Consider the following 12,407-nt stretch of genomic DNA (forward strand, 5'->3'; position numbering starts at 1 on the left):
CTGGAGCAAAACTAGGGTCTGTCAGATTGATGCATAATAGCCTATAATTGAAAAACTTTGTCTCATATCTGGATACAATGTTCGATCTCAACGATATCGTGGTGTTCGTTCGCGTCGTCGAAGCCGGCAGCTTCACCGCTGCCGCGCGGCTGCTTGCCATGCCCAAGACAACAGTCAGCCGGCGCGTTGCCGCGCTCGAGCGCGAGGTTGGGGTCCGCCTGCTGCAGCGCACGACGCGCAGCCTCAACGTGACGGATGCCGGGCGTCTCTACTATGAGCAGAGCAGCCAGGCGCTGCGGACAATCGAGGATGCAAATCTGCGCCTCGCCGAAGCAAGAGCGGAGCCATCGGGCACGATCCGTATTTCGGCTCCCGTCGGCTTCGGCGGCTATTTCCTTACTCAGGCCGTGGTCGACTTTCTTGCGATGTATCCGAAAACCAAGGTCGAACTCCGCCTGACCGACGACAAGCTCAATCTGGTCGAGGACGGCATAGATCTCGCCTTCCGCACCGGGTTCCTTCAGGATTCCACGCTGATCGCTCGCAAACTCGGCTCCGCGCAGAGGCTGCTCTGCTCCAGTCCAGACTATCTCGCGCGCCACGGAGTACCGAAAGCGCCTGTGGACCTCACCCACCACCATTGCGTCATTGCAGGCCCCTCGACGTCAGGCGCTCACTGGCTGCTGGACGGCCCGCACGGACAGGAAACGGTTACGGTGGCCGGACGCTTCGCCGCCAATGAGATGCAGGCGGTGGTTGCCGCTGCTGTTGCAGGCTTCGGCATCGCCCAATTGCCTAATGCCATCGCCGAGCCACTGATCGATGAGGGGCGGTTGCAGCGCGTTCTCAAGGATTACGCGACGCCGGCCGGTGGCCTTCACGTTCTCTACCCGAGCAGCCGGCACCTTTCGCCCCTGGTCAAGGCATTCATCGAGCTGGCAGTCGAACGGATTTCCAATCGGGTAATCACCGCTTAAAAAGCCGGTCAAAAGCGAGAAAGGTTCATGGACCGAATCCGGCTAGGCGGACCCGACCTCAAGCCCCGTCGACGATCAGTCGTACCTGGCAGAATCAATAGGGGCTCGCCACATCCCCAGTCTCGACATAGACCGACTTCAATTGCGAATAGAGCGCCAGTGCTGCCAGCGAGTTCTCACGGCCGATGCCGGATTGCTTGAAGCCGCCGAAGGGTATCTCGACCGGCGTCAGATTATAGGCGTTGATCCAGCAGGTGCCGGCCTGCAGCTCGGCGATGACGCGGTGGGCGCGCGGCAGGTCGCGCGTGAAGACGCCCGCCGCGAGGCCGAACTCGGTGTCGTTGGCGCGCTCGATCACTTCATCTTCGCCATCGAATTTCAGCACGCTCATGACAGGCCCGAAAATCTCTTCCCGCGCGATGCGCATGCCGTCGGTGACCCCGGTGAAGACGGTCGGCTCGACGAAGAAGCCGCCCTGGAAACCCTGCAGGGAAGGTACCTTGCCGCCGCAGGCAAGCGTGGCGCCGTCCTGCTTGCCGGCCTCGATGTAGCCGATCACCTTCTCGTGCTGCGCCTTGTTGACCAGCGGCCCCATCTGCGTCTCTGGATCGAGCGGATCGCCGATGCGGATCCTCTTCGTCCGCTCGGTCAGCCGTTCGACGAAGCGGTCGTGGATGCCCTTCTGCACGAACACCCGCGTGCCGTTGGAGCAGATCTGGCCGGTCGAATAGAAATTGCCGAGCATGGCGCCGCCAATGGCGTTTTCGAGATCGGCGTCGTCGAAGACGATCAGCGGCGACTTGCCGCCGAGCTCCATGGTGGCGTGCTTCATCCTCGAGCCGGCGAGCGACAGCACCTTGCGGCCGGTCGGCACCGAGCCGGTCACCGAGACCTTGGCGACGACGTCGTGCTCGACAAGCCCGGCGCCGACATCGCCATAGCCTTGCACCACATTGAACAGCCCGTCGGGCAGCCCGGCCTCGCTGTAGATCTCGGCCAGCGCCAGCGCCGACAGCGGCGTGTTCTCGGATGGCTTGAACACCATGGCGTTGCCCATGGCGAGCGCCGGTGCGGATTTCCAGCCGGCGATCTGGATCGGGTAGTTCCAGGCGCCGATGCCGACGCAGACGCCCAGCGCCTCGCGCCGCGTATAGGCAAAGGGCCCGCCGAGATCTATCGCTTCGCCATTATAGGATGCGACAGCGCCGCCGAAATATTCGAGGCAGTCGGCCGCCGAAGGCGCGTCCGCCACCAGCGTCTCTTGAATCGCCTTGCCGGTATCGAGCGTCTCGATGCGGGCAAGATCGGCATTGCGCGCCCGCAATATGTCGGCGGCGCGGCGCAGGATGCGACCGCGCTCGACCGGCTTCAGCCGCGCCCAGGCCGGTTGTGCCACGCGCGCCGCCTCGATGGCGAGTTCCAGCACGTTAGGCGTCGCCGAGTGCAGCACCGCGATGGTCTCGCCGGTCGCCGGATAGATCACCGGCAGCGCAGCACCGCCTTCGTCTTCTATGTAGCGTCCGTTGACATAGTGCGATGCCGTTGGCTGGGCGCGCATGGCTTTCTCCAAGTGTGTCGCTGGGCAGACCAGCCGACAATGCTCTATCTGTCCGACGCCTGCCAGCGTGGATTAATCCATGGCTCCTGGTTGGACGGCGCCAGCGGCGTGCGGCCAAGGATGTGGTCGGCGGCCTTCTCCCCGGTCATGATCGACGGTGCGTTGAGATTGCCGTTGGTGACGCGCGGAAAGATCGAGGAGTCGGCGACCCGCAGCCCGTCGACGCCGATGACGCGGCATTCTGGGTCGACGACGCTCATGGCGTCGTCGGCGCGACCCATCTTGCAGGTGCCGCAGGGATGATAGGCGCTTTCGGCGTGATCCCTGATGAAGGCGTCGAGATCGTCGTCCGACTGGACATGTGACCCCGGCGAGATTTCCTTGCCGCGATAGGCATCGAACGCCGACTGGCCGAAGATCTCGCGCGTCAGCCGGATGCAGTGGCGGAACTCGGTCCAGTCGTCCGGATGCGACATGTAGTTGAAGCGGATCACCGGCTTCGATCGGGGATCGGGCGAGCGCAGCGACACCGAGCCGCGCGACTTCGACCGCATCGGCCCGACATGCGCCTGGAATCCATGTGCCTTGGCCGCGGCCTTGCCGTCATAGCGCACCGCGGCGGGGATGAAATGGTACTGGATATCGGGATAGTCGACGCCGGCCTGTGAGCGCACGAAGGCCGCCGCCTCAAAATGGTTGGTCGCGCCAAGGCCGGTTTTGAAGAACAGCCATTGCGCGCCGATCAGCGCCTTGGAAAACGGGTTCAGCACCGAATTCAGCGTGATCGGCTTGGTCGATTCCTGCTGGATGTAGAGCTCCATATGGTCCTGCAGATTGCGGCCGACGCCGGGCCGGTCCGCGACCACCTGGATGCCATTCTCGCTGAGATGCGCGGCCGGGCCGATGCCGGACAGCATCAGGATCTTGGGTGAGTTGATCGAGGACGCAGCGACGATCACTTCGCGGCGCGCCTTGATCACCTGAATCTGGTTGCGAGCCTCGATCTCGACGCCGGTGGCGCGTTGATTCTCGATGATCACCCGCCGCGCGAAACCCTTGACCAGACTCACATTTTGCCGCTTGAGCGCCGGCCTGAGATAGGCGCTCGCCGTCGACCAGCGGCGGCCTCCGAAAATGGTCTGCTCCATCGGCCCAAAGCCTTCCTGCTTCGACCCGTTGTAGTCGTCGGTCAGTTCGAAGCCGGCCTGACGGCCGGCCTCGACGAAGGCGCCGTAGAGCGGATTTTTGCGCGGGCCGCGCTGCACGTGCAATGGGCCGCCATGGCCGCGCCAGCCATCCTCGCCGCCATTCGCGTTTTCCATGCGTTTGAAATAGGGCAGCACGTCGGCGAAGCCCCAGCCGGCTGCGCCTTCTTTGGCCCAATGGTCGAAGTCCCGCGCATGTCCCCGCACATAGACCATGCCGTTGATCGAGGACGAGCCGCCGATGACCTTGCCGCGCGGCGTCGCCAGCACGCGGCCGCCGAGATGCGGCTCCGGCTCGCTGGCAAAACCCCAGTCGTAAAGGCTCATATTGAGCGGGATCGACAGTGCCGACGGCATCTGGATCAGCGGCCCGATATCGCTGCCGCCAAATTCGATGACGATCACCGAATGCTTGCCGTCCTCCGACAGCCGGTAGGCCATGGCCGAGCCGGCCGAGCCGGAGCCGATGATGACGAAATCCGCTTCAAGCATGGTTCATATGCGCCCATGGTTCATATGCGCAATGAAATCGGCGAGCGAGACATTGCCGCCGGTTGCCACCACGAGCACCGTCTTGCCGGCCACATCCACCTTGCCGCCGAGCAGCGCCGCCAGCGATGCCGCGCCCGACGGTTCGAGCACCAGCTTCATCCGCTCGAAGGCGATCCGCATCGCGTTGCGCACCGATTGATCGTCGACCGTGATGCCGCGAACGCCGGCCGTCTTGACCGCCGCGAATGGCGCGTCGCCGGGCTTGCGCGCCATCAGCCCGTCGCAGATCGATTTCGGCCCGATCGGCATGGTTTCGATGGCGCCATGCGCCAGCGACGAACCCATGCCGTTGAAACCTTCGGGCTCGACACCGATGATTTCGGTTGCCGGCGACAGATAGTGGAAAGCCAGCGACACGCCGCCGATCAGCCCGCCGCCACCGACCGCGCAGAACAGCAAATCGGCGCTGGCATCCCTGGCATCGAGTTGCTCGAGTGCTTCCAGCCCCGCACCGGCCTGGCCGGCGACGATTTCCGGATCGTCGAAGGGATGCAGCAGCGTAAGCCCCTCGGTCTCGGCGATCTCGCGCGCCTTGGCGGCGGCAACCTCCTCACGCGCGCGCTCGCCATGGTCGGTCAGCACGACGCGCGCGCCATAGCCGGCAGTTGCCTCGCGCTTGGCGGCCGGCGCGTCGATCGGCATGACGATGGTGACGGGGATGCCCAGCGCCTGGCCGGCGGCGGCCAGCCCTTGCGCGAAATTGCCGGAGGAATAGGCGACGACGCCCTTGCTCGCCTCATCGGGCGACAGCCGCTTCAGCCGCCAATAGGCGCCGCGCACCTTGAACGATCCCGCCCATTGCAGCGATTCCGGCTTGACGAAGACGCGGGCAGCACCCGTCTCGCGGGCAAGGGCCGCCGACTCCAGCAATGGCGTGATCTGCGTCGCCTTCGAAGTGACGGCATAGGCCTGTTTGAGATGATCGAGGGAGGGGATAAGGGTCGTCATCATTCGCCTCGCGGATACCTTTTGCTCTCTTCGAGATTGTCGAGGTTCATGTGATTGCGCATGTAGCGCTCGGACGCCTTCTGCAGCGGCTGGAAATCCCAGGGGTAATAGGCGCCGTTGCGCAGCGCGGGATAGACGATCCAGCGGCGCGCCTGGCTCTCGCGCACGGCGGCGTCGAAGCCGGCCATGTCCCAGCGCGTTCGGACCTTGTCCATGAATGCCGCCACCAGGGCCGCGTTGGCCGGGTCGTCGGCCAAATTGTCTCGCTCGAGCGGATCGGCTTCGAGATCGAACAATTGCGGCGGGTCGAGCTCGCAATGGACGAACTTGTATTTGCCGTCGCGGAGCGCCACCAGCGGCGCGTAGGAGCCTTCGGCGGCATACTCGATCAACACAGGCGCGGTGCGCTCCCCACCGGTGGCAAGCGGCAGCAGCGACTGGCCATCGGTCCATGGCGCAATCGCGCTCATGTCGATGCCGGCGAGGTCACAAAGCGTCGGCGTCACGTCGAGATTGGAGACCGGCGCCTCGATCAGCCCTGCTGGCACACCCTTGCCGCCGATCATCAGCGGCACCCGCACCGAGCCTTCGAAGAAGCTCATCTTGAACCACAGGCCGCGTTCGCCGAGCATGTCGCCATGGTCCGAACAGAACAGGATGACGGTGTCGTCGAGCATGCGCGTGCGCTTGAGAACATCCAGAAGCTCGCCGAGCTTGTCGTCGACATAGGAGATGTTGGCGAAATAGCCCCGCCGCGAACGTCGCACCTGCTCAGGCGTGATCTCGAAAGCGGGATAGTCGCTGGCGCGGTATAGGCGCTGCGAATGCACATCCTGCTCGTCATGCGCGATGAACCCGGTTTCCGGATCCAGTGCCTGGCAGTTTTCGTAGAGATCCCAATACTGCTTGCGCGCGACATAGGGATCGTGCGGGTGCGATAGCGAAACAGTGAGGCACCACGGCCGATGGTTCGCATCGTCCTGCTCGCGCGAAAGCTGGTAGAGCTTCTGCGTGGCCAGGAACACGACCTCGTCGTCATACTCCATCTGGTTGGTGGTCTCGGCGACGCCGGCGCCAGTCACCGAGCCCAGATTGTGATACCACCAGTCGATGCGTTCGCCGGGCTTGCGATAGTCCGGCGTCCAGCCGAAATCGGCGGGATAGATGTCGGTGGTCAGCCGCTCCTCGAAGCCGTGCAGCTGATCCGGTCCGACGAAATGCATCTTGCCCGACAGGCAGGTGTAGTAGCCGGCGGCGCGTAGATGATGGGCGAAGGTCGGGATCGAGGAGACGAATTCGGCGGCGTTGTCATAGACGCCGGTGCGTGACGGCAACTGCCCGCTCATGAATGAGGCGCGGCCCGGCGCGCAGAGCGGCGAGGCGGTGTAGTTGTTGGCAAAGCGCGCCGAGCGGGCGGCCAGCGCCTTGAGATGCGGCACGTGCAGGAAGTCCGCCGGCCCGTCCGGAAACAGGGTGCCGTTGAGCTGATCGACCATGACGATCAGGAAATTGGGTTTCTTGCGTGTCACTGCGTCTGCCGCCGGCTGAGTTTCGTTTCGAGATAGTCCTCGACCAGCGCGATCGCCGTCGCGGCATCAGGCACGCCGTCCTTCAGCGCGCGCCTGATATAGAGCCCGTCGATCAGCGCCGCCGTGGCCTCGGCGACGCGGTCGGCCTCGCTTCTGGGCAGGATGCCGGTCAGCCCGCTCAACAGGTTGGAATGCAGGCGCCGCGCATAGACCCTGAGCAGCCGGCGCAGCGCCGACGATTTCTGCGCCTCGACGTAGAAGGCGAGCCAGGCGGCAATGGTTTCCGGTTGGAACTGCAGGTCGGAGAAATTAACGGCGACCACTGCCGAGACGCGCTCGCGAGGGGTGCCGGCAGAACCGAGGGCGCGTCGCGTGTCGGCGGTCAGCTCGGCCAGGATATGCCGCATCGTCGCCAGCAACAGCTCGTCCTTGGCGCCGAAATAGTGATGGGCCAGCGCCGACGAGACGCCGGCGCGACCGGCGATCTCGGTCATGGTCACGTCAAGCGAGCCGCGCTCGCCGATCGCCGAGATCGTCGCATCGATGAGCGCCTTGCGGCGCAGCGGTTCCATTCCGACTTTCGGCATGCTTGCTCCGGCCCTCTGCAGCAATGATTATTTTTTATTGACGGATCAATCAACAAAAATCCAATCCAATTTTTATGCCGAAGGCCAAGCGCCCGGACAGCCGCCAAGATCGAACTCGAAGATCAAACGATTGTGTGTTTCCGGCCCCTTCACGCGGCCTGAAAAACGGTTCATAGTTGAACAATATTAGAGGCTCGCGCCGCGATATGAAGTGTTAGGCTCGCGGAGAATGGAGATCGCCATGGCAGCATGCATCGTCGGCTGGGCGCATTCGCGCTTCGGCAAGCTCGAAGGCGAGACGCTGGAGAGCCTGATCGTCAAGGTCGCAACAGACGCGCTCGATCATGCCGGAATCGGCCCGGACGATGTCGACGAGATCGTGCTCGGCCACTTCAACGCCGGCTTCTCGGCGCAGGATTTCACCGCCAGCCTGGTCCTGCAGGCCGACGACCGGCTGCGCTTCAAGCCGGCGACGCGCGTCGAGAATGCCTGTGCCACCGGTTCGGCGGCGGTCAGGCAAGGCATCCGCGCCATCGACGCCAATGCCGCCCGTATCGTCCTGGTGGTCGGCGCCGAGCAGATGACGACGACGCCCGGTCCCGAAATCGGCAAGAACCTGCTCAAGGCTTCCTATCTGCCCGAGGATGGCGAGACACCGGCGGGCTTCGCCGGCGTCTTCGGCAAGATCGCGCAAGCCTATTTCCAGCGCCATGGCGACCAGTCGGACGCGCTGGCGATGATCGCGGCCAAGAACCACAAGAACGGCGTCGACAATCCCTATGCGCAGATGCGCAAGGATTTCGGCTATGAGTTCTGCCGCCACGAAAGCGAAAAGAACCCCTTCGTCGCCGGTCCGCTGAAGCGCACCGACTGCTCCCTGGTTTCGGATGGCGCCGCCGCTCTGGTCCTTGCCGACACCGCGACGGCTCTGAAGATGCGCCGTGCCGTCGCCTTCCGCGCCAACCAGCATGTGCAGGATTTCCTGCCGATGTCGAAGCGCGACATCCTCGCCTTCGAAGGCTGCGAGCAGGCCTGGAACCAGGCACTGAAGCAGGCCGGCGTGACGCTCGACGACCTCTCCTTCGTCGAGACGCATGACTGCTTCACCATCGCCGAGCTGATCGAATATGAGGCGATGGGGCTGGCGAAACCGGGCGAGGGGGCGAAGCTGGCGATGAGCGGCGAGACGGCGAAGGACGGCCGGCTGCCGGTCAATCCCTCCGGTGGTCTCAAGGCCAAGGGCCACCCGATCGGCGCCACCGGCGTGTCGATGCATGTGCTGACCGCCATGCAGCTTGTCGGCGAGGCAGGCGGCATTCAGGTGCCGGGCGCAAAACTCGGCGGCATCTTCAACATGGGTGGCGCCGCGGTCGCCAACTACGTTTCCATATTGGATCGGATCAGATAGAAGCTGCCCGTGTTTTTGCGGGGGATCCATGACAAATCCGGTTCTGGTCGAGATTCTGCGCGGCGCGATCGTCGAGAGCGCTCATCGCGGCGCCATCGCGGTCTTCGATGCCGATGGCAAGCCGTTCCTGGAGATCGGCGATACATCGCGCCCGGTGTTCCCGCGCTCGGCGGTCAAGGCGATCCAGGCGCTGCCGCTGCTCGAAAGCGGGGCCGCCGATGCCTATGGCTTCGGCAACCGCGAACTGGCGCTCGCCTGTGCTTCCCACTCGGGCGAGCCGGCGCATGTCGAACTGGCGCGGTCCATGCTGGCTAGTGCAGGCCTCGACCACTCCGCACTGGAATGCGGCGCGCATTGGCCATCGAACCACCATGCGGAGATTGCGCTCGCCCGCGCCGGCGGCTTGCCGAATGCATTGCACAATAATTGCTCCGGCAAGCATTCCGGCTTCCTCTGCACTTGCGTCCACTCGGGCATTGCGCATGGCGGTTATGTCAGGACGGATCACGCCTTGCAGGAGATGGTGCGCGATACAATGCAGACGGTAACCGGCGCTGCCCATGGCGCGGCTGATCGAGCCACCGACGGCTGCTCGATCCCGACCTATGCAGTGCCGCTCAGGAGCTTCGCGCTCGGCTTTGCCCGCATGGCGACGGGGGCCGGATTTACGCCGCTGCGCGCCCGGGCGGCGAAGCGGCTGCTGTCCGCCTGCATGGCCGAGCCGTTCTTCGTCGCCGGCACCGGCCGTGCCGATGTGGCGCTGATGCAGGCTGCTCCTGGACGGATTTTCGTCAAGGGCGGAGCCGAGGGCGTCTATTGCGCAGCATTTCCCGACCTTGGGCTCGGCGTCGCGCTCAAATGCGATGATGGCGCTGGCCGGGCGGCCGAAGCCATGGTTGCCGCGGTCATTGCCAAGCTGCTGTATGCGGACGAGGTTCTGGCGGCGAAGCTGATCGAGCTGGCAAACGCGCCCATCGAAAGCCGGCTTGGCGCCAAGGTGGGTTCGCTCCGGCCGACAGCCGCGCTCAACTGACGTGATTGCGCTCGACGGTCAGATGCGCATAACCGGCATTGCCTGACGAGGCGAGGTCGCCGGTCACCGGCTCGGCCCAGCGCTGGCCGATGATGGCACCGTTCTGCGCGCCGTCGATGACGTTGTCGGAAATGACGGCCGTACCGGCGCCCTCGACCACGGTGACGACGATGCCGGTTCCGGCCTTGCGGATGATGTTTCCCGTCGCGACCACATTGCGCATATACGGTCCCCAGCCGATCTGCATGCCGTAGAGCGGCGCGTTTTCGACGACATTGCCCGACACCGTGGTGTCGGCCTCAACGCTGATGCCGACGCCGAAGCCGGGCGGGTCGGCGGTGTAGGGGCCTGTGGTCGACAAGTTGCGCACGATGTTGCCCTGGCATACCCCCATGCGGCCGCCTTCGTTGAAATTGACGATCGAGATGCCGTTGGCGGCGCCGTCGACGATGTTGTTGCCGATGATCGCGCCTTCGAAGGAGAACTCGGAATAAAGCGCCGTTTCACCGGACCGCGAGCAGGTGTTGCCGGTCATCTGCAGATTGCTGGCGCTGTTGGCGCGGATCGCCGAAAACGCGCAGTCCGAGACGATATTGCCCGAGATGACGACATTGCCGGCGCGGAAGGCATTGATGCCGTTGCCGTTCTGGCCGGTTCCGCCGCTGCGCGCCTGGATGCGTTCGACGCGGTTGCCGCTGACGATGGTGCTGTCCTCGGCCGCTTGCCAGCGGTGCACGAGGATGCCGCCATTGCCGCAGTCGGAAACGGTGTTGCCTGAAATCTCCAGGCCGTCGGCCTCGACCGAATAGATGCCGGCGTCGGCCGCGCCCGATATGTCCGAGCGCTCGATGCGGCCCGAAGCGTGTTCGAGCGACAGTCCGTGCTTGCCGCTGCCTGATATCTGGCAATTGTCGACGACGAGGTGGCCGACGCGGCGAAGATCGAGCAGGCCTTGCGCATAGTCGCCCATCCAGCGGTTGCTGCCGTCGAACACCAGACCGCTGAATTCGATATGCTCGGCCTGTTCGGCCATGAAGAGATGGCCGTTGCCGCCATAGACGATCCGCGATGCGCCGGGCACGCCGGACAGCCTGACACGGCTGGGCAGCGAAAGGTTGGACACAATATAGGTGCCCGGCGGCAGGAACACCGGCATGTCGCGGTCGTTGGCCTGACGCAGCAGCTTGGCGAAGTCCTTGCTCTGGTCGTCAAGCGCGCCGGGCTGCACGCCAAGGTCGGCAGCGTTGATCGAGCCGCGCATCGAGGCATACTCGATGCCGGGCAGGGCAGTCGCGGCCGCCTTGCCGAGCGACAGGCCGATGACGGCAAAGCCGGCGGTTCCCGTGAGAAACTTTCGTCTGTTCAGCATCGGCACAGATTCCCAACATTCAGCCGTCAGATGGCAGGAATCGTGCCAAGACCGGATCGGCTGCCGGCAATGGCTTGTGAAGTCGCGGCTACGCGCCTAAATTCGACGGATGAGCAGGGCCTTCACCCGGGAAGAAGACAGCGAAAACGCCACCGCCGGCATCGGCGAGCGGCCGGTCAGCCCGCTGCGCAATCTGGTGACGGAAAACGGCCTGGCGATGATCGACGCCGAACTCGCCGGTTTGCGCGAAGATCTCACCAAAGCTGAAACCGACGCCGATCGCGAGCGCATCGCACTGGTGTCGCGCGATCTGCGCTACTGGACCGCGCGGCGTGAAAGCGCCGAGCTTTCCGTGCCGGAGCCGGGCAGCGACCTGGTTCGCTTCGGCATGGGCGTCACGCTGGAAAGCGACGACGGCAGGAAAGTGCACTGGAAGATCGTCGGCGAGGACGAGGCCGACCCGGCCAAGGGCAGCATTTCCCACGTTTCGCCGATGGCCTTGGCCTTGTACGGCAAGAAGGTCGGCGACGTGGCGAGCGTCAACGGCAAGGAGTGGGAGATCGTCAAGCTGTCGGACGGCTAACCCTCGAGCTTGACGACATGGTCGCGGAAGAATGCCGCTGCGCCCGCCTCATCGATTTCGCCTGAAGCTACGCCCATGACGAATTCGTAAAGCGTGCCGTTGTCAGCCGTCAAAACATGGACATTCACGATCAGAAATGCGCCGGCGGCAACGATGGCCGTGCGCTTGTTACCGTCGACAAACGCATGATTTCTGGCAATACCGAAGACATAGGCGGCTGCGAGGTCTTCAACCGATGGGTCTCCGTAATTCGCCTTGTTCTCGGCGCGGGCGAGCGCGGATTCGAGGGCATTTTCATCCCTCAAACCTTGCGCTCCACCATGCCTGCGCAGTTGCTCGGCGTGCATTGCTTCGACCGCGCGCCGGGTCAGAAACTCCCAGCTCATTCGGCGAGCTTCTGAAGCGCGACCTTGTACTTGTCCATGACCTGGCGGGCAGCTTCCATCTGCCGCTCAAAGCTGTCGTCCACCGGCTCAAGGGCAATGCCCTTGCTGGTTTCGACGATCTCAAGCTGATCACCCGCCTTCAAATTGAGGCGGTCGAGAATTTCCTTGGGCAGAATCACGCCTTCGGAATTGCCGATCTTGCGAATGGTCGTGTTCATAATGGATCATCCTGTTGCAACGCCGATTATAACTCGATCAGTCGATTGTTGCAA

General features: G+C 63.9%; 12 protein-coding genes. 4 read left to right on the top strand and 8 right to left on the bottom strand.

The window, feature by feature from the left end; translation table 11 throughout:
* Positions 1-77: 77 nt before the first annotated feature.
* Positions 78-977, top strand: coding sequence for a LysR family transcriptional regulator (locus MESS4_RS12790; protein WP_006330900.1), 900 nt, complete (start codon positions 78-80; stop codon positions 975-977).
* A gap of 94 nt (positions 978-1,071) precedes the next feature.
* On the opposite strand, the gene betB is transcribed toward MESS4_RS12790, so the two are convergent.
* From betB to betI, 5 genes are read right to left on the bottom strand one after another with little or no spacing between them, the layout of a single operon-like run.
* Positions 1,072-2,535, bottom strand: a complete 1,464-nt coding sequence (gene betB, locus MESS4_RS12795; protein WP_006330902.1) for a betaine-aldehyde dehydrogenase — start codon at positions 2,533-2,535, stop codon at positions 1,072-1,074.
* Between the two features lie 44 nt (positions 2,536-2,579).
* Positions 2,580-4,232 (bottom strand): choline dehydrogenase, encoded by a 1,653-nt coding sequence (betA, locus tag MESS4_RS12800; protein ID WP_006330904.1) that lies wholly within the window; start codon positions 4,230-4,232, stop codon positions 2,580-2,582.
* Between the two features lie 3 nt (positions 4,233-4,235).
* Positions 4,236-5,243: a threonine/serine dehydratase gene (locus tag MESS4_RS12805; protein WP_006330906.1), complete on the bottom strand. Its 1,008-nt coding sequence runs from the start codon at positions 5,241-5,243 to the stop codon at positions 4,236-4,238.
* Positions 5,240-6,769, bottom strand: coding sequence for a choline-sulfatase (gene betC / locus MESS4_RS12810; protein ID WP_006330908.1), 1,530 nt, complete (start codon positions 6,767-6,769; stop codon positions 5,240-5,242). Before betC ends, MESS4_RS12805 begins: the two co-directional genes overlap by 4 nt.
* On the bottom strand, positions 6,766-7,356 hold the full coding sequence (gene betI / locus MESS4_RS12815; RefSeq protein ID WP_006330910.1) for a transcriptional regulator BetI: 591 nt from the start codon (positions 7,354-7,356) through the stop codon (positions 6,766-6,768). Before betI ends, betC begins: the two co-directional genes overlap by 4 nt.
* 241 nt (positions 7,357-7,597) lie before the next feature.
* Between betI and MESS4_RS12820 the strand changes: the two genes are divergently transcribed.
* Complete coding sequence (locus MESS4_RS12820; protein WP_006330912.1) at positions 7,598-8,764, top strand: acetyl-CoA acetyltransferase; 1,167 nt, start codon at positions 7,598-7,600, stop codon at positions 8,762-8,764.
* Between the two features lie 28 nt (positions 8,765-8,792).
* Positions 8,793-9,797 carry an asparaginase gene (locus MESS4_RS12825; protein WP_006330914.1) on the top strand — a complete coding sequence of 335 codons (1,005 nt, stop codon included), beginning with the start codon at positions 8,793-8,795 and terminating at the stop codon, positions 9,795-9,797.
* On the opposite strand, the gene MESS4_RS12830 is transcribed toward MESS4_RS12825, so the two are convergent.
* On the bottom strand, positions 9,790-11,166 hold the full coding sequence (locus MESS4_RS12830; RefSeq protein ID WP_006330916.1) for a TIGR03808 family TAT-translocated repetitive protein: 1,377 nt from the start codon (positions 11,164-11,166) through the stop codon (positions 9,790-9,792). The genes MESS4_RS12825 and MESS4_RS12830 overlap by 8 nt on opposite strands.
* Positions 11,167-11,275: 109 nt before the next feature.
* On the opposite strand from MESS4_RS12830, the gene greA reads away from it, so the two are divergent.
* On the top strand, positions 11,276-11,749 hold the full coding sequence (greA, locus tag MESS4_RS12835; RefSeq protein WP_006330925.1) for a transcription elongation factor GreA: 474 nt from the start codon (positions 11,276-11,278) through the stop codon (positions 11,747-11,749).
* Here greA and MESS4_RS12840 read toward each other — a convergent pair.
* On the bottom strand, positions 11,746-12,135 hold the full coding sequence (locus MESS4_RS12840; RefSeq protein WP_006330927.1) for a type II toxin-antitoxin system death-on-curing family toxin: 390 nt from the start codon (positions 12,133-12,135) through the stop codon (positions 11,746-11,748). The genes greA and MESS4_RS12840 overlap by 4 nt on opposite strands.
* Positions 12,132-12,353: an AbrB/MazE/SpoVT family DNA-binding domain-containing protein gene (locus tag MESS4_RS12845; protein ID WP_006330929.1), complete on the bottom strand. Its 222-nt coding sequence runs from the start codon at positions 12,351-12,353 to the stop codon at positions 12,132-12,134. Before MESS4_RS12845 ends, MESS4_RS12840 begins: the two co-directional genes overlap by 4 nt.
* Positions 12,354-12,407: the final 54 nt, after the last annotated feature.

It is taken from the genome of Mesorhizobium sp. STM 4661 (assembly GCF_000359125.1).
Lineage (GTDB): Bacteria > Pseudomonadota > Alphaproteobacteria > Rhizobiales > Rhizobiaceae > Mesorhizobium.

Excerpts from the sequence above, each read along its gene's own strand:
- betA (WP_006330904.1), bottom strand. The coding sequence starts at position 4,232 with ATGCTTGAAGCGGATTTCGTCATCATCGGCTCCGGCTCGGCCGGCTCG.
- MESS4_RS12830 (WP_006330916.1), bottom strand. The coding sequence starts at position 11,166 with ATGCTGAACAGACGAAAGTTTCTCACGGGAACCGCCGGCTTTGCCGTC.
- MESS4_RS12790 (WP_006330900.1), top strand. The coding sequence starts at position 78 with ATGTTCGATCTCAACGATATCGTGGTGTTCGTTCGCGTCGTCGAAGCC.
- betB (WP_006330902.1), bottom strand. The coding sequence starts at position 2,535 with ATGCGCGCCCAGCCAACGGCATCGCACTATGTCAACGGACGCTACATA.
- greA (WP_006330925.1), top strand. The coding sequence starts at position 11,276 with ATGAGCAGGGCCTTCACCCGGGAAGAAGACAGCGAAAACGCCACCGCC.
- MESS4_RS12805 (WP_006330906.1), bottom strand. The coding sequence starts at position 5,243 with ATGATGACGACCCTTATCCCCTCCCTCGATCATCTCAAACAGGCCTAT.
- MESS4_RS12825 (WP_006330914.1), top strand. The coding sequence starts at position 8,793 with ATGACAAATCCGGTTCTGGTCGAGATTCTGCGCGGCGCGATCGTCGAG.
- MESS4_RS12840 (WP_006330927.1), bottom strand. The coding sequence starts at position 12,135 with ATGAGCTGGGAGTTTCTGACCCGGCGCGCGGTCGAAGCAATGCACGCC.
- MESS4_RS12845 (WP_006330929.1), bottom strand. The coding sequence starts at position 12,353 with ATGAACACGACCATTCGCAAGATCGGCAATTCCGAAGGCGTGATTCTG.
- MESS4_RS12820 (WP_006330912.1), top strand. The coding sequence starts at position 7,598 with ATGGCAGCATGCATCGTCGGCTGGGCGCATTCGCGCTTCGGCAAGCTC.
- betI (WP_006330910.1), bottom strand. The coding sequence starts at position 7,356 with ATGCCGAAAGTCGGAATGGAACCGCTGCGCCGCAAGGCGCTCATCGAT.